The organism is Staphylococcus microti, assembly GCF_000934465.1.
In the GTDB taxonomy this organism is placed as follows: Bacteria; Bacillota; Bacilli; order Staphylococcales; family Staphylococcaceae; genus Staphylococcus; species Staphylococcus microti.
This window is the reverse complement of the sequence record NZ_JXWY01000036.1, coordinates 1-21,396: the sequence shown is the minus strand read 5'-3', so window position 1 is coordinate 21,396 and position 21,396 is coordinate 1. Positions and strand designations below refer to the sequence as shown.

Below are 21,396 nucleotides of genomic sequence, written 5' to 3'. Positions count from 1 at the left end.
GAGGAGAGCCATGAAGGATTTAATTAAAAACCATGTGCTTAACGGTGAATTTGAATCAGTTAAAAATTTAATGGCTGCAACAGATTTTCTTGAATTTGAAGAAGCGTTTATTTCAAGCGCGCATGAACAAGAAAGTGTGTTGTACTATACATGCCTTCTTGACATGATCAAAGGAAATGAAACATCTGAGATTCATGATTTGGCTTTCTTACTGCTCGTATATCCATTGAGCGATGTACCGGGTGCACTTGATGCGGCATATTATCATGCAGAAGCATCGATTACATTGACAGAAGGACAAGAAGTGAAAAGCTTACTACAGATGTTGTTGTTACATGCGATTCCTGAACCGGTCATTTCTGACAAACAAGCCTTCAATACAGCGAAGCAAATATTGAAGTTGGATCCAAACAACAAAGTAGCACGTAACGTGTTAAAAGAGACAGCGAAGCGAATGGATCAAGTTGTCGTTGACTTTGATCAGTTAAATGCATATAAAGATGCCAAATAAATAAAATAAGTTAGACCGTTATATGAATGAAATCGCTAAGTAGCGTTCTTCCTCATACAAATATGAGGACGAGTGTTACTTAGTTTTTTTGTTTTGCACATAAGATTTTTCTCTTTCATTTGTCTAGACAGGTGTGTATAATGGCAAAGTTACTTTATTTTTAAGGAGATTGATAAGATGGCAGATAAACAACACACGAAAATCATTATGACGGTCTTTTTGATTGGTGCTTTCTTTATGATTTTGAATGAAACTTTGCTCAACATCGCATTACAAGAGCTGATGGAGCAGTTTAATATATCACGAACAACCGTACAATGGATGGCAAGTGGCTTTATGATGGTAACAGCTATCGTGTCGCCATTATCAGCACTTATTATTCAATGGTTTACAACAAGACGTTTATTTTTAGCAATTATTGCGGTCTTTACATTAGGCACACTCATATCTGGGATGGCAGTCAACTTCCCAATGTTATTAGCAGGGCGTATGATTCAAGCGATTGGAACAGGATTGATGATTCCACTCATTATGAATGCGATGCTACTAATGTTTGATGTCTCTGTCCGCGGTCGTGTTATGGGCTTTTTCGGCTTAATTATTATGTTCGCACCGGCAATAGGACCGACGCTATCGGGTGTCATTGTTGACTATTTAGGATGGCGCTGGCTCTTTTTCAGTGTCGTACCGTTTATGGTATTCACATTTGTTTTCGCAATGCGTTACCTTCAAAATGTAGGGGAAGTGACACGTCCGAAAATTGATGTGCTGTCAGTGATACTGTCTACAGTAGGGATTACAGGTGTCATTTACAGCATTTCAAGTGCAAGTTCAGTGGAAGGCGGCGTGATGTCTGCACAAATATTCGTGCCGTTTATTGTCGGTTTAATTTGTATCATTGCATTTATTCGACGTCAATTGAAACTGGAAACACCTATTTTAGATTTCCGTATACTAAGTATTCGTAACTATAGACGCGGAATGTTAATTTTTATTATTGTAGTGATGAGTTTATTCGCTTCTGAAATTGTAATGCCAATGTATCTTCAAGGACCTATGGGCTTTTCAGCCAAATTAGCAGGTTTAGTTTTATTGCCGGGTGCGTTATTGAATGGCTTGCTTTCTCCAGTAATGGGGCGTTTATTCGACCGTGTAGGGCCACGTAAAATGATTTTGCCAGGGCTTGTGACACTGTTGGCCGTGATGATCTTCTATACGACGATTCATCCGGGTGTACCAGTGTGGCATTTCATCGTTGCTTATATGTTATTAATGGTAGCTGTTGCAGCGATTATGATGCCAGCAAGTACGAATGGATTGAACGCATTACCGAAAGATAAGTATCCGCACGGTACAGCGATTTTTAATGTGTTACAACCACTTGCAGGCGCGGCAGGAATTTCCGTATTCGTAGGCATATTAACAGGTGTTCAAAATAAGGAAATGAGTCAGCATGCCCAAGTGACGCAAGCGGTACAGGATCAAGCGATGACATCTGGCATGCACGCGGCATACTTATTTGCCATTGCTTTAATCGTTATTGGAATTGCCATTGCAGTGACTTTAACGAATGCTTCAAAAGAAACAGTTGAATCATAATGACGAAGTACGTTCGACAAATAGAATGACATGACCATCGCTTGTCGGCGTACTTTTTTATGTAATGAGAATAAAAGGTTATATTTATCAATAATTTTTGAAGGAAATTATCGAAAGATGCTAAGGTTTTATGTTTTTGATGTATATTCATACGATTTAACATTGATTATATGTATTGATATACATTTTGACGTATGAATACAGCGCTTAAAATTCATTTAAAAAGGTGTTAATCCCTTTATTATCAAGAGGTTTGGGATTTTTGAGTATGGGAAGAAATTTGAAATAAATCGTATATTGTGGTTTAATGTTTAACGTGTTTTGCAAATCGAGGAGGTCAAAACAGATGCAAAAATATAGAGAAGCAATCAAAATTGCTTTCGCTTATGTCGGAGTTGTAGTTGGTGCTGGTTTCTCAACAGGACAAGAGGTACTACAATTCTTCAGTAAACACGGTATCTATTCTTATATCGGTGTGCTTATATCAGGTATTATTTTAACATTCATCGGACGTCAAGTTGCGAAGATCGGAACAGCATTTGACGCAGATAACCATGAAACAACGCTCGAATATTTATTTGGAAAAAAATTCGGCTTAATTATTGACTACGTACTTATTTTATCACTTTTTGCGGTAACGATTACGATGATCGCAGGTGCCGGTTCTACATTTGAAGAAAGTTTCGGTGTACCGGTATGGCTTGGGGCTTTAATTATGTGTGCGCTTGTGTATCTCACATTATTGATGGACTTCAACAAAATTGTTGGCGCACTTGGTCTTGTAACACCTGTATTAATTGTGTTAGTTGTGATCATTGCTGCAACATATTTATTTAAAGGTTCAATTTCATTTACACAAATCAATGGTGTCGTGGAAGAACCAAGCTTACTCGTAGGTATTTGGAAAGGTTTCAACTACGGTGGTTTAGCTTTTGCAGTAGGTTTTAGTACACTTGTAGCTATCGGTGGAGACGCATCTAAACGAATGGTTTCAGGTATGGGTGGCTTAATGGGTGGTATCGTTTATCTTGTACTATTAGGCTTGATTAACTTCGCGTTACAATCAGAATATCCAAGCATTCAAGATTCAGCGATTCCAACGCTTGTTTTAGCGAACAACATTTCACCAATTTTAACATTCGTTTTATCTATCGTCATGCTTGCAGTTATGTACAATACCATTTTAGGATTGTCTTATTCATTTGCTGCACGTTTTACAACACCTTACTCTAAAAAATATTACATTATGATTTCTATCATCGTACCACTAGCATACGGATTAAGCTTTGCAGGATTCGAAGTATTAATCGAATACGTATACCCAATTATGGGGGCAATCGGTTTAATTATCGTTGCGGGTGTTATCGTGAAATACGTTTATAGAAAATCACAAGATAAGAAATTTATCGCGTAATTTGCTTAACGATTAAGATATGTTACAATTTCCCAGAAAGGGAGATCGTTATGATATATCGTAGAAAGAGATGGCTTATCATGCTTTCAATCGTTTTGCTTGTAATAGTCGGTCTCGTTACCGGCTATTTTTTTATACAACATAAGCAACAAGAGACGCATCAAGCCGTTGTCCAAAATAAAAATGTCGCTGTATATAAAGATATTACATATATGGAAAGCTTGCCTAACAGTCAGCTAGATATTTTAATGCCAAATAATGTCAATGCTGATGATAAGCTGCCCGTTATTTTCTGGGCGCATGGTGGTGGCTTTATTGCGGGAGATAAGCAGTATAAAAATGCGTTATTGTCACATATCGTAGAACGTGGGTACGTTGTCGTGAACGTCAATTATGCGTTAGCACCTGAATATCAATATCCAACGCCGCTCATTCAAATGCGTCATGCCGTTGATTTTATTAAATCGAATGAACGCAATTTACCTATTGATTTGAATCAAGTCATTATTGGTGGCGATTCTGCAGGTGCACAAATCAACAGTCAGTTTGCAGCGATTCAAACGAATGGACAGCTAAGACAACAGATGGACTTTCCACAACAATTCACACCTGCACAAATTAAAGGGGCGATATTTTTAGGTGGCTTTTTTGATATGCAAACTGTGCGTGAGACAGAGTTTCCACGAATTGATTTATTTATGAGAAGTTACACAGGTGTGAAGGATTGGGAACATCAATTCAAAAAAATCTCAGAAATGTCAACGGCTGAGCAAGTGACAGAAAACTATCCGGCAACGTATTTATCGGTTGGGGATGCTGATCCGTTTACTTCACAAAATGATGCGTTTGTTAAAGCATTGCGTGCACAAGATGTGCCTGTTGATACGCATTTTTATGATGGGACACATCATTTAAAACATCAATATCAATTTCATTTAGAAAAGCCGGAATCTAAAGAAAACATCAAACAAATCTTGCACTTTTTAAGCCGTCACACAAACCAAACACAACGCAATACGCAACAAGAGGATATACCGCATACTGAAATTAACTTGAATCCTTACGAACAAAAATAAATAGCTATGAGTGACTCGCTTGTCGTGATACGAAACGTATTGTACAAGCGAGTTTTTGGTGATATGTGTGATTCTATAAGACTTTTCACATAAAAAACGCTATATTAAATGTATAGGACAGCTGTATTGAAGGAGGAGCTCTGATGAAAATACTGTTAGTTGAAGACGATCAAACATTGTGTCAACAAATTACAGAAGCATTGGCACAATGGGATTTTGAAGTCATAGCAGTAACAGACTTTAGTCATATATTGCAGACATACATAGAAGTGGCGCCTCAAATTGTCATTATGGATGTGACATTGCCGAAATATGACGGTTTTTATTGGACGCGTCAAATTAGAAATCAGTCCAATGTACCGATTGTGTTTTTGTCATCACGTGACAACCCGATGGATCAAGTGATGAGTATGGAGTTGGGGGCAGATGATTACATGCAAAAACCATTTCATATGCCCGTGCTCGTCGCAAAATTACAAGCCATTTATCGACGTGTGTATCAATATAATCAAGAGGCGAAGCGAACGTTGATGTGGCAAGAATGTGTTGTCGATTTAACGAAAGATTGTATTGAACGAAATGGTGAATGTGTGACATTATCCAAAACTGAAATGCTCATTTTAGATGTGTTATTGGCGAAAAAGAATCAAATTGTGACGCGTGATGAATTGATGACAGCTTTATGGGATGATGAAGCGTTCGTAAGTGACAATACGCTGACGGTTAATATTAATCGTCTGCGCAAAAAATTACGTGTGTTTGATATGCAACAAGCGATTGAAACAAAAGTAGGAAAGGGATATATGGCACATGAAACACTTTAAATGGTTGGCAATGTGGGTGGCAGAGCGACGTTCATGGCTATTGTTGCTCGTATTATTGGATGTGGTGTTAATCGGTGTCGGTTATTTAGATGATCGCATGGCTGTCGATAGTATGTGGTTTGCTGTCGGACTGCAAGTGATTATTGCCAGCTTTTATTTAATTTTAACGTATATGAAAGAAATCAAGTTTTACGATAAGTTAGCGAAAGGATCGACAATTCGTGAAATACGACATCGGGACTATGCAGAAAGCCCGTTTGAAAAGCTGATACTTCATTATCTTGAAAATAAGTTGAAGACACAACAACATATATTAGAAGAACAACGCCACTGGTTAAGTATGAACGAACAGTCGGTAACAGAGTTTGTACACGATATTAAAACGCCTGTCACAGCGTTGAAATTATTAATTGAACAAGAAAGTGACTTTGGTCGACGTGCACAATTGATGTATGAATGGTCGCGTATCGCTTATATGTTAGACCAGCAATTGTTTTTGTCACGACTCAATCATAAAGCGCATGATATGTTTTTTGAAGTGACGTCACTGCGACAATTGGTAGTTGAAGAAGTGCGCGAAACACGTCATATTAGTATGCGTAAAGGCATTGGTTTTGATATAAAAGTTGCACGTGAAATAGAAGTTTATACTGATAAGCGTTGGCTTAAAATGGTGCTGCGTCAGATTATTTCTAATGCGGTGAAATATTCAAATGCTGGTGATGTCGTGATTACGGGTGTAGTGACTGGGGCGCATGTGTCATTAGCGATAAAAGATGAGGGATGTGGGATCCCTGCACATGACTTGCCGAGAATTTTTTCACGCGGTTTTACTGGGACGACATCTAACGCTGAAATTAATGCTTCAGGCATGGGCTTGTACTTAGTCGATAGTGTGAAAGAAGCGTTAGGCATTACGATTGATGTGCAGTCAGAAGTTGGAAAAGGGACGACAGTGACACTTTACTTTTCTAAACAAAATCAATATACAGAACGCATGTCGAAGTGACAATATTGTCACATGAGAGGTGCGTTTTGTTATATGATTCAAACGCAATAAACGCACAAAATAGGTATGATAAATGTAACAAAAGAGAAAAGGAAGTGGCACAACATGTCTATCTTAAATGCCAAACATGTGACGAAAGTATATGGAAATCATCAGCAATCATTTGAAGTGTTGAAGGATATTAATTTTGAAGTTAAGCGTGGTGGCTTTGTGTCGATTATGGGGCCTTCAGGTTCAGGAAAAACAACATTGTTAAACGTGTTAAGCTCTATTGATTATGTAACAAACGGTCAGATAGAAGTGAACGGTCAAGATATTACACGCATGTCTAACAAGCAATTATCAAACTTCCGTAAACAAGAAGTAGGTTTTATTTTCCAAGATTATAACGTGCTGCACACACTCACAGTACGCGAAAATATTATGTTACCCCTTTCTATTATGAAATTGGATCGCGCAGAAAAAGAACGTCGCTATGACGAAGTGACGACTGCGTTAGGTATTCAAGATATTGGTAATAAATACCCGAACGAAATATCAGGTGGACAAAAACAAAGAACGGCTGCAGCACGTGCGCTTATTGGAAAGCCAGCCATTATTTTTGCCGATGAGCCGACTGGGGCGCTCGATTCAAAAAGTGCGCAAGATTTGTTAGCACGCCTTGAACAAATCAATCGTGACATGGGCACAACCATTGTTATGGTTACACACGATCCAGTTGCGGCGAGCTATTCAGACCGTGTCATTATGTTGAAAGACGGACAAATTCATACGGAGCTTTTCCAAGGAGATAAAGCATCTGCGGACTTTTATCAAGAAATTATCCATAATCAGAGCGTTTTGGGTGGTGTGACATATGAGCTTTAATCAAATCATCATCAAAAACTTAGTACAAAATTTGAAACATTATGCGATATATCTGATTTCACTAATTATTAGTATTACGATGTATTTTAGCTTTGTTACATTAAAATATACCGATGAAGTGATGGCGTCAGAGGATGCTGTATTATTATCGAAAGCGGCGAGCATTGGTGAAAAGTTTTTATTTATCATTATCTTGTTTTTCTTAATGTATGCCAATCGTCTTTTTATTAAAAAACGTGCAAAAAGCTTTGCGTTATTTCAATTAGTCGGACTTTCACGCAGAGATTTAATGCGTATGTTAGGGCTTGAACAGCTTGCTATTTTCGTTACAACTACGTTAATGGGAATTGTCATAGGAATTTTCGGTTCACGCTTGTTGCAACTAATCGTCAAAAAAGTGCTAGATATGCCGATAAATATTAAAATGACTATTCAAACAGAAGCGGTACTCGTGACGCTGATACTGGTGGCATGTGCATGGCTCTTAATCATGATCCAAAGTTTAATCTTTGTGAAACGCCGTTCTATCGTACAGTTGATGGGAGATACACAACAAACAGAAACAGCCGTACCACGCATTACAGTGAGTGAAGTTATTTTTGGCATGCTTGGTGTCGTGATGATTGGAACAGGTTATTATTTATCAACAATTATGTTTGCCAATGAGTACATGTTCGGACTAGCCTTTATTGTAGCACTCGCAATTTTATTTTTGACTGTATTAGGCGCGTACTTTTTCTTCAGAAGTTCCGTATCGTTAATTTTTAAAACATTGAAGAAACGTAAAAAAGGGAATGTCACGGTAACAGATGTTGTTTTCACGTCATCAATTATGCATCGTATGAAGAAAAACGCTTTTTCATTAACGCTGATTGGAATTATTTCTGCAATTACGATTACGATTTTATCTTTTGCAGCTTTAGGACAATCGAGTGTGCAAAAAAATGTTAATTTATCATCACCTTATGAGTACACGTATTTTGATGTCGCATCAGCAGATAAGTTTGAAGTGGCGTTGCAACAAAAAAATATAGGGTTTGAAAAGTACACACAACATTTAATGAATGTACCAATTAAAGGAAAAACAAGTGCATTAGGTTCGTACTTTGACGAAACGCCATTGATGCGTGACACAGAGTTGGAAGGTATTCACGTAGCACCAGGCGAAGTACAATTTGTAAACATGTTTTCAATTACGCAAAAGGCAGCTAAAGTAGAAGAAGGTATGGATGTCGTTTTAGGTAAAGGCAATTATCAAAAGACTTTAAAAGTTGGTAAGATGACAAGTCAAAACTATATTGGTAACGATCTTTTATTTGGTTCACCTGTTGCTGTTGTCGATGAGCAGACATTTGAGCAACTAGAGCCGGCGAATGTGAACAATAAAGAGCATCCAAAAGGTACACAAATCGGCTATGAGTTAAAGCAAGATAAAGATAAGTCTGTCGTAGATCAATTGAACCATCAGTTTAATAAATCGAATCCATCATCACGTTCAGTGATTGAAAAAGAAAGTTTACAATTTACAGGGATGTTTGTATTTGTAAGTAGTTTCTTAGGTGTTGCGTTCCTTGTAGCAGCGGGCTGTGTGATTTATATTAAGCAAATGGATGAGACGGATGATGAAATGCGTAACTATGAAATTTTACGTAAGATTGGGTATACACACCAAGATATGACATCAGGGCTTGCATTGAAAACACTCTTTAACTTTGGATTACCACTCATCGTTGGTTTATGTCATGCGTACTTTGCCGCAAGCGCGTTTAATGTGTTAATGGATAGCCCGAACTTAATACCAGCATTTATTATGATGGGCATTTATTCTTTAATCTACGCAGTGTTTGCGGTCATCGCATTTATCCATACGAAAAGAACAATTAAGTTTACAATATAATGAAATGATGTAGAGGTTGGGACAAACCCTGCTTTTGGGACACCGTTTATCGGTTTCCTAGAGCATGATGTTGTTAAGTCCTAACCTCTTTATTTTTATTTGTGGCGTGCATAAGAGATGATAAGTAAATAAAATGTTAAGGTTTTGTAAATTTGATTGTCGGTCGCTGTAATATATGATACTTTCAATAAGTATTATGAAATCTGCATGAAAACAAGTGACACAAGTCATTTGAATAAATATACGGCAATTTGGCAACAATCCATGATTATAAGTTAACATTGAATTCACAGTGTTTTATAATAAAGTTAACAAAACATTTATCAAAGTGATTGTACCAATCGCTGATCGGAGGATTTAACATGATTAGGAAAAAAAAGGATAAGTTCATGGAGCGTCTAGAGGATATGATTTTCAACTTAGATCGAGCTGCAGTTGAGTTCGGTAAGATGGACTTCAAAACACACCTAGATTTGAGAACTTATGCTGAAAACATTAAGACGTACGAATCTCACGGTGATGATTTGATGCATCAAGTAATTACGGACTTGAATCAAACATTTATCACACCAATCGAGCGTGAAGATATTATGTCGTTATGTAATGCGATTGACGATGTACTTGACGCAATGGAAGAAACGTCAGCCATGTTTGAAATGTACTCAATTGAGTATACCGATGAATACATGTCAGAATTTGTAGAGAACATTCAAAAAGCCATTGGTGAGATGAAGTTAGCTATTGGTTTAATGACTGAGAAAAAATTATCACATATGCGTGTGCACTCAATTAACATTAAAGAGTATGAAACGAATTGTGATGGTATTTTACGTCAATCTATTAAACACATTTTCAACAGTGAGACAGACCCAGTGACATTGATCAAAATTAAAGATATTTATGAAAGTCTTGAAAATATCGCCGACCGTTGTCAAACAGTCGCAAACAACTTTGAAACAATTATCATGAAGAATAGCTAAGGAGTCCTCACTTATGGAATATTTGATGATTATAACAATAGCTATTATTATATTTGCGTTGGCTTTTGACTTTATTAATGGGTTTCACGATACAGCCAATGCGGTAGCTACTGCGGTTTCAACACGTGCATTATCGCCAAGACAAGCGATTTTCTTAGCCGCAATTATGAACTTTATTGGTGCATTAACATTTACAGGTGTTGCATCAACGATTACAAAAGAGATTGTTAATCCATTTGAACTTGATAATGGGTTAGTTGTTGTGCTTGCAGCCATTCTTGCAGCGATTATTTGGAACCTTGTAACATGGTATTATGGTATTCCAAGTTCATCATCACATGCTTTGATCGGCGCAATCGCAGGTGCAGCAATTGCATCAGCAGGTTCAATCAATGTATTGCACATACAAGGTTTCGGTAAAATTGTGCTCGTATTAATTTTATCGCCAATCATCGCATTTACAGTCGGTTACATCATGTACTCAATTGTAAAAGTTGTCTTTAAAAATGCGAATTTGGCACGCACAAATCGTAACTTCCGTATTTTTCAAATCTTCACGGCAGCGTTACAATCATTTTCACATGGTACAAACGATGCGCAAAAATCAATGGGGATTATTACAATGGCATTGATCGTTGCAAACATGCAAACAAGTGTCGAGCCAGCATTATGGGTTAAAATCTCATGTGCGGCAGCAATGGGACTTGGTACAGCTGTAGGTGGTTGGAAGATTATTAAAACAGTCGGCGGAAACATCATGAAAATCCGTCCTGCAAACGGTGCAGCAGCAGACTTATCATCTGCTTTAACAATCTTTGTAGCATCATCATTGCACTTCCCACTTTCTACAACACACGTTGTTTCATCTTCTATCCTAGGGGTGGGTTCTGCTAACCGTATTAAAGGTGTGCATTGGAATACGGCGAAACGCATGATTGTGACATGGTTTATTACATTGCCAATCTCTGCGATACTATCTGGTATTATTTATGCTATTTTAAATTTAATTTTTTAAACGAATCATAATAAATCTAAAGGTTGGGACGTCGATAGTACGCCTCAATCTTTTTTCTTTATTGCTCACTTTCCTACAAGGAGTCTCGCAATAGAAACGATTACATCATGAATCTAAATACATGCTCTAGCAGAATAGGGCGTTCCAGCTAAGTCCTACGGGGCTGGGACATAAGGAAAATCATCCTAAATAATTAGCGGAAAAGCAGTAATTGGCAGTAGGTGTCTGAAGTGAAAATGCGTTTTAAAAAACTTTTTTCACTTCTAGTCACCCTTGCCGGGGCGGGACGACGAAAGCTTTTTGTAAAAATGAGCTTTCTGTCCCGCTCCCAATAATGTCCTTGCATACTTGTTTCCCCGTTTATTAATGTTACATTTGTAATGTGTACTATGAAAATTTTCCTTGTCAGCTCATATAAAAGGTAAAGAAATACAAAAAAGCGGAACAGCGTTAGCCATTCCACTTTCATATATAAAAGGATGATTAATGAATATAGTTATATGAACTTGTAAGTGAACCAGGTACTGTTCGATAGCCGACTTGACCTGGAGGTGTGTTGTAGTTCATTTCTGATACTAAGACACTACCGTCTGGGTTTACACGTTCAACATATGCAACGTGACCAACTGGCCCTTCATATGATTGCATAATAGCGCCTGCTTGTGGGCTGTTATTGACAACATAGCCATCAGCTGCAGCTGCGCCTGCCCAGTGATCTGCATTCCACCAGTATGTGCTGATTGGTTGACCTGTCTCTGCACGACGGTTGAAAGCGTGCCAAGTACATTGACCCCAATCATATAAGTTTTGGTGGTTGAAAGTTGGTGAGTTGTAACCATTGCTCACTTGTGTAACACCTGTAGCGCCACCTGCTGCTGCAGTGTTTACATTTGTTGTCGTATAACTAGATTGTCCTGGAATTTGTAATGTTTGATTTGGGTGGATTAAGTAACCATTCAAGCCGTTCGCGTTCATTAAATCTTGAACAGATACACCATATTGTGCTGCGATAAGATCTAAAGATTCGCCAGCGATAACAGTATGTCCGCCACCTGATACGTTTGTTGTTGAGACATTGTATTGTGTAGCGTTTTGCGTTGTTGCGCTACCGCCACCGATTGATAATACTTGCCCAGGGAAAATCATGTTGTTTGTTAGGCCATTCGCTTGTTTAATTGCATCAACTGTTGTGCCATATTGTGCTGCGACTGTCCATAAAGATTCACCTGACTGTACTGCGTGTTGTGTTGAAGCTTGAGCATCTTGATGTGTAAGCACTGCTGCCGCACCAGATGTCAACGTAAGTGCAAATGCGAATTTTTTCAAAGTATTGCCTCCTTATGTATCTTGATTCATATATTTTCTCATTTTGTTCTGTTATTCTTGTATATAGTATCAAAGATTAATCCGTTTGTGGGCGATGTTACGAATCTGTAATGAATTTAAAATGTTTGCAAGATAGGTTTGTTTTAAAATACCAAATGGTTTCATGCTATAACATAGGCACAGTAAGCAAAAGGGCTACGCTGTTTTAGCATATCATTTTACTGTGTGCATACATTTTTGTAACATTTATTCAATACAAACATTTGTTAAGAAGGAGAGTTTTATGAACGCAAAAACAGAAGGTCGTTCGTCTCAGTCAGCATATTCTAGACGTTACGGACAAGTTTGGTTATTTTTTATGTACTATTGGTTGATTTTTGGTATTTCCGTGTACTTTGGTCAATTTTTGCCAGCAGCATGGCGTCAACCGATGTCGATTGGTTTAGCATTACTTGTGCTGATTACAATGGTGGTTCAACGTGCACGTTTTAGTGGACCAATCATTTCACATATTTACACGATTGTAGCAGGATTATTGTCCTATGCGACGTTTATGTATTCTTTAGCAAATCTTGGGGCAGAGACTTTCTTAATGATTGTTCTTTTAGCCATTACAGGTTTTATCGTGTTTGGATTGCTCGGCTTTTTCGTTATTCGTGATGCGTCAAGCATGGGTAAATATTTGTTTGTGACACTGATTGCTTTAATTTGTATGAGTCTCGTCGCATGGATTTTCCATATACCGATGTTATACACAGTAATATCTGTTGTCGGTTTAGGGCTATTTTTACTGTATACATTGTATGACTTTAATAGATTGAAACGCGGTGCTTTTGCACCAAGAGAAATGGGCTTCAATCTATTTCTAAACCTATTCCGCATTATTCGTCATGCGTTAAACCTAGCACAAACGATGCGACGTTAAGTGTTACGGGATAAAATGATACAACCATTTATCATTGATTCATGTATCACATTTTATTATGATAGTATTAGCGTGTTAATTAAATAAAATTAATCCACTGGAAGTGCCACGAGATGCGTTGGCTGAGATTGAATGCTTATTCAAAATTCCTGAACCTGATCCAGTTAGTACTGGCGTAGGAAAGTGGTTTTGCTTAAGTATAGATGTGAAGCTACTTTTCTACTGATATGTAGAGAGGTGGCTTTTTATTTTGGTTGTAAAACGCAATTTGTACGCATAAAGGGGTGATGCCATGATTGTTGTAGTGACACCATATGAGCGTTTGACACAGACACATATAGATAAACTGTTAGACATAGAAACTTATATTGACGGCGTGATATTACGTACACCGACTGAACAAGACATGCTTGTTAACTGGATAGAAACATTGTTGCGAGCCGGGTTTCCAAAATCGAAAGTGATTGTCCACACTGACGTGACGTTAGCGGAACGCATGGGGATTCAGCAATTACATTTTAGAGAAGGTGACATGACGGCATTTGCGTTAAAAGCACAAAAGCCGTCATATCAAGTGAGCATGTCTGCTCATAGTGTGGAATCCATCGTAACAGCACGTGATCGACAGTTAGACTTTGGCGTATATGGACATCTGTTTATGTCAGCGTCGAAGCCTGGGCAAGCACCGCGTACGAAAGACGCCATTCAACAAGCGTTGTCGCAACATTGGCCGCTTGTCGCAATAGGTGGCATTGATGTTGCGTCAGTGAAAGAAGTTGCACCACAATTTTCTGGTATTGCTTGTATTCAGAGTGCATTTGCAACGTCAACATCCACATTTAAAGAGATGGTACAACATTGGCAACAGTTAAAAAAGGAGAGGATGCCATGATGGAAATTTATGTAAATGGTGAATGTCAGCAGTTTCAAGATGAGACGACGATTCAAGATGTATTAGATCATTTTGGTATTGAAGCAAAACGCATGGCTGTCGAACATAATGAAATGGTCGTGAAGCGTTCTGCGTGGGTAACGACATATTTACGACCTGATGATCGATTAGAGTTATTAGAATTTGTAGGAGGCGGATAAGATGTTTAACATTGGACATTTAACATTTCAGTCAAGATTGTTTTTAGGAACAGGGAAGTTTGAAAATGAGCAAGTACAAAGTGCAGCGATTGAAGCGTCTGGAACAGAAGTTTTAACGTTTGCGGTGCGACGTATGCATTTGTATAATCGTGATTTACCGAATCCATTGGCGAATGTTGATTTAGAACAGTTTGTGACGTTCCCGAATACAGCAGGCGCCAAAACAGCGGAAGAAGCGGTGCGAATTGCTGAGCTGGCAAATGAAGCGGGCGTGTGTGACATGATTAAAGTTGAAGTCATTGGTGATGATGATACGTTGTTGCCTGACCCATTTGAGACGTATAAAGCGTGTGAAATTTTATTGAGTAAAGGCTATATCGTTTGTCCTTATATTTCAGATGATGTCGTGTTAGCACGTCGTTTAGAAGCATTAGGTGTGCATGCGATTATGCCATTAGCGTCACCGATTGGCACAGGTAGAGGAATTAGTAATCCACTCAATTTGCGTTATATCATTGAAAAAAGTCGTGTGCCTGTCATTGTTGATGCGGGCATCGGTTCAGCAAAAGATTGTGCCGAAGCAATGGAATTAGGTGCAGGCGCTATTTTGCTAAATTCTGCGGTATCACGTGCGAAAGATCCGGTAAAGATGGCAGAAGCGATGAAAAAAGGGATTGAAGCCGGACGTTTAAGTTATGAAGCAGGGCGTATTCCAATCAAATATAATGCGGTACAGTCTAGCCCATCAGAAGGACTTGGCTTTTTGTAATGGAACGTTATGACAGACAAATCAAATATGCGCATTTTGGACAAGATGGGCAACAACAACTCCAAAATTTACGTGTCATTGTAATGGGTGTGGGTGCACTCGGCAGTGGTGTGGCAGAACAGCTCGTGCGTAGTGGCGTTGGTCATATAACGATTGTCGATAAAGATATTGTGACATTATCTAACTTACACCGACAAAGTGGCTATGTAGAAGCTGATGCAGAAGCGATGTTACCAAAAGTTGTCGCATTAAAACATCATTTAAATGCGATGAATCGAGATGTAGAAGTCGTCGCATATAACCAAGAAATTACGGCACAAAATATTTTGGATATTTTAACACAAGCACAGCCAGATATTGTACTTGACGGCATGGATACGTTTGAAATGCGTTATTTGCTAAATGAAGCGACGCGAAAATTGGATATTCCATATATTTATGGTGCGGTCGTAGGGAGTCAAGTCAGTGTGTTACCAATACATCATGACGGACCTTGTTTGCAATGTATCATGCCAGATGTCCCCGATACGATGGAACGTTGTGAAATCAATGGTGTGTTGCCACCGGCTGTGCATATAGCATGCAGTCTTATTGTCGCTGAAGTGTTTCGCTACCTCATGCACGGGACTTTTGAAAGTTATATGACAATGATAGATATATACAGTGGCAAAATGCGCAGAGTTAATGTCCAAGCGTTAAAAGAAGCGGATTGTGACGTTTGTGCACACCATCATTATCAACGTTTGGACGATATGCAAATCGCGCGTGTCCGTGCATTATGTGGAGGTGCATTTCAATTCCGCTTACCACAGCGTTACTTTCAAGCGTCTTTACAACCGCATGTGACAGTAGGGGTACAAAATGAGTATGTGAAACGCTTGATCAGTGAAGGTTATGAGATGACATTATATCAAGATGGTCGGTTACTGATTTATGGTGCTGACGATATTCAAGAAGCTGAAAAGTTGCGTCAACAGCTATTTGAAGCAGTGTACGATTGACACATGTTGCTTTCATATAAAATTACCATGTATAATAAAGGGTAATCTAAAAAGCAATTGAAAGCGAGATGGAAGAATGGGACGTAAATGGAATAACATTAAGGAGAAAAAAGCACAAAAGGATAAGAATACAAGCCGTATTTATGCGAAATTTGGTAAGGAAATCTATGTAGCGGCGAAGTCAGGCGAACCAGATCCAGAATCTAACCAAGCATTGAAACTTGTCTTAGAACGTGCAAAAACGTATTCTGTACCGAACCATATTATTGATAGAGCAATCGACAAAGCGAAAGGTGGCGGCGATGAGAATTTTGACGCCTTACGCTATGAAGGTTTTGGACCAAGTGGCTCTATGTTAATTGTTGATGCTTTAACGAACAACGTGAACCGTACAGCTTCTGATGTGCGTGCTGCTTTTGGTAAAAACGGCGGTAACATGGGTGTATCTGGTTCAGTTGCGTATATGTTTGATCATACAGCGACATTTGCATTTGAAGGTTATGATGCGGATACAGTATTAGAACAATTGATGGAACAAGACATTGATGTGCGCGACGTGATTGAAGAAGGCGACTTAACAATCGTTTATGCAGAGCCAGATCAATTTGCAGCAGTTCAACAAGCATTACGTGCACTTGGCGTACAAGAATTTGAAGTGGCAGAATTAGAAATGTTACCGCAATCAGAAGTAGAATTAGCTGGTGACGACTTAGCGACGTTTGAAAAATTAATCGACGTCTTAGAAGATCTTGAAGACGTTCAACATGTGTTCCATAACGTGGCGTTATAATGACTATGGAAGCGAAAGCGTGGATTCAGCATTTAGGATTAAGCCCGCATCCTGAAGGGGGATACTATCGTCAAACGATTGTAAGCCCTGATAGGACGGGAGAACGCCCGAATTATTCAAGCATCTACTTTTTGTTAGAAGATACGAACATTTCACATTTTCATCAAATAGATGCCGATGAAATTTGGTATTTTCATGCCGGTGAAACGTTGACGATTCATATGATTCATCCAGATCATACGTATGAAGCGGTAAAACTCGGCCCAAATGTTGATCAAGGCGAAGTGCTACAATACGTCGTGCCGAAGCATACAATATTCGCCTCATCAATTGAGATGCCGAATACGTTTGCTGTGGTAGGCTGTATGGTGCAACCTGCATTCCAATTTGAACAGTTTAAGTTGTTTACACAAGACGAATTGTTACAAACATATCCCGAGCATGAAGCGATAATTCGTCGCTATGCGAAACAGTCACTTTAATAATATAAGATGAATGACACCCTTTCTTATCGTCATACGTGGTAAGAAAAGGGTGTTTCTTTGAGCGCAGTGTGGGCAGCCATTTTGATTCATGCACCACACGCATTTTTTAGACATATGCTCGAACGAGTGACAGGGTTCTATTAATTTTATATAATAAACGAAAGGAGGATGGTTGCTGTGAAAGTAAAGTATATAGATAAGCGTCACTGGCGTCGCCTCTTAGACCGTGATTATATAGAAGTGAAGGTCAATAACAATAAGTTTAAAGGGATTATTGGCTTGATTACGATTAATAAAGTACGAGAACCGTTAGAAGTGACGGTACTAGGTAAAAAGATGGTTGTAGCAGATGAAAAGTATCAATGGTTGCAAATTGTACCAGAAAAGAAACGTTACAGCTTGACTGTGATGTTTAATCCACAGGGCCAACCGCTGCAATATTATTTTGATATTAATCTAAAAAATATCACACAAAGGGGCAAGGCACGAACGGTAGATTTATGTTTAGATGTATTGGCACTGCCAGACGGGCGATATGAACTGGTAGACCAAGACGACTTGGAACGTGCATTGCGCACGAAACAAATTACACGCAAACAGTATCATGAAGCGTATATTATTGCGCACCAATTGATGATACAAATCGATGAAGACTTTAAGACGATTCAAGAAAAAGCAATGTATTGTTTTAACAAAATTCGTCATAAGTATCATAGACGGGGACAATTAGAAGCTGGGACATGATTGAAAGTAGCGATTTGAAGTAAAACACGCTTTTTGTCTCACACCCTAAAAGATACAAATGTTTCATAGTTTATTACACGCTGGGCGATGTGTCGTCTAGTGTTTCTTTATATCACTCATAGACAAATAGACAATGCCAACATGCAGAGGAGGAACCGTGATGAAGATGGATGATTATCGTTTACTCATCACATTAGATGAAACAAGAACATTGCGTAAGGCAGCGGAACAATTGTACATTTCGCAACCTGCCGTGACACAACGCTTGAAGTCAATTGAGCGTTACTTTGGTGTGGAGATTTTTATCCGTACGAAAAAGCAATTGATTACAACAACAGAAGGGGCAATGGTCATTGCGCATGCCAAAGAAATGCTTAATCAAGAACATTTATTTAAAGATAAGATTAAAGCGCATATCGGTGCGATTAACGGGAATCTATCCATCGGTTGTTCATCTTTAGTCGGACAGACGCTGTTACCTGAAGTGTTGAGCCGTTACACAGCAGAATATCCAAACGTAGAAGTGAAGTTACACGTTGGTTCTAGTGATCATATTAAAAAGCACTACAATGACTATCACATTATGATCGTACGTGGGAATCAATTGTTAAATAAACATAATGATCATTTAATGGATGATCAACATTATTTTATTTACCCGAAGAATAAGACGACAGCATTACATAAACTGCCATTTATAGAGTTCCAAGCAGATCCTGTGTATATTAATCAAATTAAATCATGGTATTACCAACATATGTCACAAGATTATCATGCACGCATTAAAGTGGACCAAGTTGCAACATGTAAAGCGTTGTTATTAAGTGGCGTCGGTGTGACAATTTTACCAGAGATTATGACGAAAGATTTAGATCCAAATCAATTTGCAATGGTGAAGGTAGATATTGAAGAACGTCCGCTCGTTCGTGCGACGTATTTAAGTTATGATATGAGTATGATGCAATTGCCACAAGTGAGCGCATTTATCGGCGTGTTGAAATCATATATTAAAGAAACAACTGCTCTGCATAGCATGATGGATGCATAATAACTGCAGTGCTAAGATGTTTTAGATATATGCTCATCTGACGCGTTACCTTTGCGGGGGTAGGACATTTAAAGCTTTTGGTAATTGCCTTACGCCCAAGCAATAAAAATAAGTTTCCAGTATAAAAATAAAGGAGAATTTTATGTTTCGTGAGTTATTAACGATCAAAAATTATAAATTGTTTGTCGTCAATATGATGTTGATTGGTATGGGCATTGCGGTGACCGTACCATTTTTCGTGTTATTTGCAACAAATCAATTAGGCATGACAACGAATCAATTCGGTTTATTATTAGCATTAGCAGCGATTAGTCAGTTTACGATGAATACGATTGTTGCACGTTTTTCAGATACGCACGCCATCAATCGAAAAGCGATTATTATTGCGGCGTTATTAATGGGGGCGATTAGTTTTACGTTGCCATTTTTTGTCGACAACATTATATTGTTTATTATTTTATATGCTATTTTTCAAGGGCTATTTGCCCCAGCGATGCCTCAGTTATATGCTTCAGCACGTGAGTCGATTAATCAATCTACGTCAAGCAGTCGTGCTATTTTTGCAAACTCTGTATTACGTTCGATGTTTTCTTTCGGCTTCCTTTTCGGTCCGTTAGTCGGCAATATTTTAAATCAGTCAATGGGCTATAACGGTTTGTTTGGTGGGACCGTTGCGATTATTTTAACGACATTGATTTTACAAGTGTTCTTCTTTAAAGATGTGAAGGCAGCAAAACCTGTGAGCAACAGTACGCATACAGAACAAAATGCGCCGTCGATGTTAACACACACGTATTTAATTGTGCCATTTCTAGCGTTTATTTTGCTTCATATTGGACAATGGATGTATACGCTGAATATGCCGTTATACGTTACAAATTATTTACATGAAGATGAAAAATATGTCGGTCATTTAGCGAGTTTATGTGCGGGATTAGAAGTGCCATTTATGATTATTTTAGGTATTGTAGCGAGTAAAGTATCGACACGTACATTATTAGCAATTGCTGCTATTTGCGGGACATGTTTCTTTGCAAGTATTGGACTTTTTGAAAGTGTTCAAATGATGCTCGTCGGTCAAGTGTTATTAGCATCCTTTTTAGCGGTATTGTTAGGGATTGGGATTAGTTACTTCCAAGACATTTTGCCGCAATTTCCTGGTTATGCGTCAACGTTGTTCGCTAACGCAATGGTTATTGGACAATTGCTCGGTAACTTGCTCGGTGGTGCGATGAGTAACTGGGTTGGTTTAGGTAATGTCTTTTATGTATCTGCACTCTCGCTTGCATGTGGTTTTATTTTAATTTTATTTACGAAAAAAGAAGTACGTGCCAGTGCCCAAGCATAAGCGTGTGAACGTGTATTGCTCGGAAGGAGGGAAAGCATGGATTGGTTACAAATAATTTTATGGTTGTTAATTATATGCGCTTTTATATTAGGCTTTATTAGTTTAGTGAAGCCCATTATACCGGGCGTTTTAATGCTTTGGATTGGCTTTTTTATCTATCAATGGGGGATTAATAATGAGACGTTATCATGGTGGTTCTGGGGCTCAGCAGTCTTATGGACGTTGCTTATTTTCGTTTCAGATTTACTGCTTAGCCGTTATTTTGTGACCCGTTTCGGTGGTTCTAAAAAAGGGGAGTGGGCAGCCCTCATCGGTGTGATTGTTGGTGCATTTATATTGCCACCATTCGGTATTATTATCGTCCCATTTATCACCGTTTTATTTGTAGAGCTTTTGCAAGGCATTGCATTTCAGTCTGCGATAAAAGCAAGTATTGGCGCATTAACGGCTATTTTTACAAGTTCTGTTGTACAAGCAGTGATTATGTTTGTAATGGTAATTTGGTTTTTCGTAGATGCGTTATGGATTTAATCATGCAAAAAGGATAGCAACAAGACACATAGGGTAAAGTGGACCCCATGTCAAGGACACTTAAAAAAAAGACCATTAACTAAATAATTAACTCCCACTATGATGGTGTCATAGGAGGAGTTAAGGCAATGTGAGCCTGTACTCA

General features: G+C 38.5%; 22 protein-coding genes and 1 riboswitch. Of the genes, 21 read left to right on the top strand and 1 reads right to left on the bottom strand.

Going from position 1 to position 21,396, the window contains the following annotated elements:
* Positions 1 to 10 precede the first annotated feature (10 nt).
* The 10 genes from TP70_RS06055 (at position 11) to TP70_RS06010 (ending at position 11,192) form a co-directional block, all read left to right on the top strand.
* Positions 11 to 511 (top strand): hypothetical protein, encoded by a 501-nt coding sequence (locus tag TP70_RS06055; protein WP_044360329.1) that lies wholly within the window; start codon positions 11 to 13, stop codon positions 509 to 511.
* Between the two features lie 177 nt (positions 512 to 688).
* The gene (locus tag TP70_RS06050; protein ID WP_044360327.1) at positions 689 to 2,110 is read left to right on the top strand and encodes an MDR family MFS transporter; all 1,422 of its coding nucleotides are present in this window, start codon (positions 689 to 691) and stop codon (positions 2,108 to 2,110) included.
* Between the two features lie 346 nt (positions 2,111 to 2,456).
* The gene (locus tag TP70_RS06045) at positions 2,457 to 3,524 is read left to right on the top strand and encodes a YkvI family membrane protein (RefSeq protein ID WP_044360325.1); all 1,068 of its coding nucleotides are present in this window, start codon (positions 2,457 to 2,459) and stop codon (positions 3,522 to 3,524) included.
* A gap of 50 nt (positions 3,525 to 3,574) precedes the next feature.
* Positions 3,575 to 4,600 (top strand): alpha/beta hydrolase, encoded by a 1,026-nt coding sequence (locus TP70_RS06040; protein WP_044360324.1) that lies wholly within the window; start codon positions 3,575 to 3,577, stop codon positions 4,598 to 4,600.
* A gap of 143 nt (positions 4,601 to 4,743) precedes the next feature.
* Positions 4,744 to 5,424 (top strand): response regulator transcription factor, encoded by a 681-nt coding sequence (locus TP70_RS06035; protein ID WP_044360323.1) that lies wholly within the window; start codon positions 4,744 to 4,746, stop codon positions 5,422 to 5,424.
* Positions 5,411 to 6,433 carry a sensor histidine kinase gene (locus TP70_RS06030; RefSeq protein ID WP_044360321.1) on the top strand — a complete coding sequence of 341 codons (1,023 nt, stop codon included), beginning with the start codon at positions 5,411 to 5,413 and terminating at the stop codon, positions 6,431 to 6,433. Before TP70_RS06035 ends, TP70_RS06030 begins: the two co-directional genes overlap by 14 nt.
* 105 nt (positions 6,434 to 6,538) lie before the next feature.
* Positions 6,539 to 7,300 (top strand): ABC transporter ATP-binding protein, encoded by a 762-nt coding sequence (locus TP70_RS06025; protein WP_044360320.1) that lies wholly within the window; start codon positions 6,539 to 6,541, stop codon positions 7,298 to 7,300.
* Positions 7,290 to 9,197, top strand: a complete 1,908-nt coding sequence (locus TP70_RS06020; protein ID WP_044360318.1) for an FtsX-like permease family protein — start codon at positions 7,290 to 7,292, stop codon at positions 9,195 to 9,197. Before TP70_RS06025 ends, TP70_RS06020 begins: the two co-directional genes overlap by 11 nt.
* Before the next feature lie 362 nt (positions 9,198 to 9,559).
* Complete coding sequence (locus TP70_RS06015) at positions 9,560 to 10,177, top strand: DUF47 domain-containing protein (protein WP_044360316.1); 618 nt, start codon at positions 9,560 to 9,562, stop codon at positions 10,175 to 10,177.
* Between the two features lie 13 nt (positions 10,178 to 10,190).
* On the top strand, positions 10,191 to 11,192 hold the full coding sequence (locus tag TP70_RS06010) for an inorganic phosphate transporter (protein ID WP_044360313.1): 1,002 nt from the start codon (positions 10,191 to 10,193) through the stop codon (positions 11,190 to 11,192).
* 483 nt (positions 11,193 to 11,675) lie between these two features.
* Here the strand turns inward: TP70_RS06010 and TP70_RS06005 are convergent, their stop codons facing one another.
* Positions 11,676 to 12,518: a LysM peptidoglycan-binding domain-containing protein gene (locus TP70_RS06005; protein ID WP_044360311.1), complete on the bottom strand. Its 843-nt coding sequence runs from the start codon at positions 12,516 to 12,518 to the stop codon at positions 11,676 to 11,678.
* 283 nt (positions 12,519 to 12,801) lie between these two features.
* Between TP70_RS06005 and TP70_RS06000 the strand changes: the two genes are divergently transcribed.
* The 11 genes from TP70_RS06000 (at position 12,802) to TP70_RS05950 (ending at position 21,251) form a co-directional block, all read left to right on the top strand.
* Complete coding sequence (locus tag TP70_RS06000; protein WP_044360310.1) at positions 12,802 to 13,443, top strand: Bax inhibitor-1/YccA family protein; 642 nt, start codon at positions 12,802 to 12,804, stop codon at positions 13,441 to 13,443.
* Positions 13,444 to 13,532: 89 nt separating this feature from the next.
* Positions 13,533 to 13,642: riboswitch (TPP riboswitch) on the top strand.
* A 93-nt stretch (positions 13,643 to 13,735) separates the two neighbouring features.
* A complete protein-coding gene (locus TP70_RS05995; RefSeq protein WP_044360309.1) occupies positions 13,736 to 14,335 on the top strand; it encodes a thiamine phosphate synthase in 600 nt (199 codons plus the stop codon).
* Positions 14,332 to 14,535 carry a sulfur carrier protein ThiS gene (gene thiS / locus TP70_RS05990; protein WP_240626979.1) on the top strand — a complete coding sequence of 68 codons (204 nt, stop codon included), beginning with the start codon at positions 14,332 to 14,334 and terminating at the stop codon, positions 14,533 to 14,535. Before TP70_RS05995 ends, thiS begins: the two co-directional genes overlap by 4 nt.
* 1 nt (position 14,536) lies before the next feature.
* Entirely contained in the window at positions 14,537 to 15,304 is a 768-nt protein-coding gene (locus TP70_RS05985; RefSeq protein WP_044360307.1) for a thiazole synthase, read from the top strand.
* The gene (locus tag TP70_RS05980) at positions 15,304 to 16,305 is read left to right on the top strand and encodes a ThiF family adenylyltransferase (RefSeq protein ID WP_044360305.1); all 1,002 of its coding nucleotides are present in this window, start codon (positions 15,304 to 15,306) and stop codon (positions 16,303 to 16,305) included. The genes TP70_RS05985 and TP70_RS05980 overlap by 1 nt, the downstream gene beginning before the upstream one ends.
* A 76-nt stretch (positions 16,306 to 16,381) precedes the next feature.
* On the top strand, positions 16,382 to 17,095 hold the full coding sequence (locus TP70_RS05975; protein ID WP_044360304.1) for a YebC/PmpR family DNA-binding transcriptional regulator: 714 nt from the start codon (positions 16,382 to 16,384) through the stop codon (positions 17,093 to 17,095).
* Positions 17,096 to 17,100: 5 nt separating this feature from the next.
* Complete coding sequence (locus TP70_RS05970) at positions 17,101 to 17,577, top strand: cupin domain-containing protein (protein WP_044360438.1); 477 nt, start codon at positions 17,101 to 17,103, stop codon at positions 17,575 to 17,577.
* A gap of 180 nt (positions 17,578 to 17,757) precedes the next feature.
* Positions 17,758 to 18,324 carry a ribonuclease FAU-1 family protein gene (locus TP70_RS05965; protein ID WP_044360437.1) on the top strand — a complete coding sequence of 189 codons (567 nt, stop codon included), beginning with the start codon at positions 17,758 to 17,760 and terminating at the stop codon, positions 18,322 to 18,324.
* Between the two features lie 160 nt (positions 18,325 to 18,484).
* Positions 18,485 to 19,372, top strand: a complete 888-nt coding sequence (locus tag TP70_RS05960) for a LysR family transcriptional regulator (RefSeq protein WP_044360302.1) — start codon at positions 18,485 to 18,487, stop codon at positions 19,370 to 19,372.
* A 142-nt stretch (positions 19,373 to 19,514) separates the two neighbouring features.
* Positions 19,515 to 20,720 carry a sugar efflux transporter gene (locus tag TP70_RS05955; protein ID WP_044360301.1) on the top strand — a complete coding sequence of 402 codons (1,206 nt, stop codon included), beginning with the start codon at positions 19,515 to 19,517 and terminating at the stop codon, positions 20,718 to 20,720.
* 36 nt (positions 20,721 to 20,756) lie between these two features.
* Positions 20,757 to 21,251 carry a DUF456 domain-containing protein gene (locus TP70_RS05950; RefSeq protein WP_044360299.1) on the top strand — a complete coding sequence of 165 codons (495 nt, stop codon included), beginning with the start codon at positions 20,757 to 20,759 and terminating at the stop codon, positions 21,249 to 21,251.
* Positions 21,252 to 21,396 lie beyond the last annotated feature (145 nt).

Coding starts and splice junctions, on each gene's coding strand:
- TP70_RS06055 (WP_044360329.1), top strand. CDS start 11: ATGAAGGATTTAATTAAAAACCATGTGCTTAACGGTGAATTTGAATCA.
- TP70_RS06050 (WP_044360327.1), top strand. CDS start 689: ATGGCAGATAAACAACACACGAAAATCATTATGACGGTCTTTTTGATT.
- TP70_RS06045 (WP_044360325.1), top strand. CDS start 2,457: ATGCAAAAATATAGAGAAGCAATCAAAATTGCTTTCGCTTATGTCGGA.
- TP70_RS06040 (WP_044360324.1), top strand. CDS start 3,575: ATGATATATCGTAGAAAGAGATGGCTTATCATGCTTTCAATCGTTTTG.
- TP70_RS06035 (WP_044360323.1), top strand. CDS start 4,744: ATGAAAATACTGTTAGTTGAAGACGATCAAACATTGTGTCAACAAATT.
- TP70_RS06030 (WP_044360321.1), top strand. CDS start 5,411: ATGAAACACTTTAAATGGTTGGCAATGTGGGTGGCAGAGCGACGTTCA.
- TP70_RS06025 (WP_044360320.1), top strand. CDS start 6,539: ATGTCTATCTTAAATGCCAAACATGTGACGAAAGTATATGGAAATCAT.
- TP70_RS06020 (WP_044360318.1), top strand. CDS start 7,290: ATGAGCTTTAATCAAATCATCATCAAAAACTTAGTACAAAATTTGAAA.
- TP70_RS06015 (WP_044360316.1), top strand. CDS start 9,560: ATGATTAGGAAAAAAAAGGATAAGTTCATGGAGCGTCTAGAGGATATG.
- TP70_RS06010 (WP_044360313.1), top strand. CDS start 10,191: ATGGAATATTTGATGATTATAACAATAGCTATTATTATATTTGCGTTG.
- TP70_RS06000 (WP_044360310.1), top strand. CDS start 12,802: ATGAACGCAAAAACAGAAGGTCGTTCGTCTCAGTCAGCATATTCTAGA.
- TP70_RS05995 (WP_044360309.1), top strand. CDS start 13,736: ATGATTGTTGTAGTGACACCATATGAGCGTTTGACACAGACACATATA.
- thiS (WP_240626979.1), top strand. CDS start 14,332: ATGATGGAAATTTATGTAAATGGTGAATGTCAGCAGTTTCAAGATGAG.
- TP70_RS05985 (WP_044360307.1), top strand. CDS start 14,537: ATGTTTAACATTGGACATTTAACATTTCAGTCAAGATTGTTTTTAGGA.
- TP70_RS05980 (WP_044360305.1), top strand. CDS start 15,304: ATGGAACGTTATGACAGACAAATCAAATATGCGCATTTTGGACAAGAT.
- TP70_RS05975 (WP_044360304.1), top strand. CDS start 16,382: ATGGGACGTAAATGGAATAACATTAAGGAGAAAAAAGCACAAAAGGAT.
- TP70_RS05970 (WP_044360438.1), top strand. CDS start 17,101: ATGGAAGCGAAAGCGTGGATTCAGCATTTAGGATTAAGCCCGCATCCT.
- TP70_RS05960 (WP_044360302.1), top strand. CDS start 18,485: ATGAAGATGGATGATTATCGTTTACTCATCACATTAGATGAAACAAGA.
- TP70_RS05955 (WP_044360301.1), top strand. CDS start 19,515: ATGTTTCGTGAGTTATTAACGATCAAAAATTATAAATTGTTTGTCGTC.
- TP70_RS05950 (WP_044360299.1), top strand. CDS start 20,757: ATGGATTGGTTACAAATAATTTTATGGTTGTTAATTATATGCGCTTTT.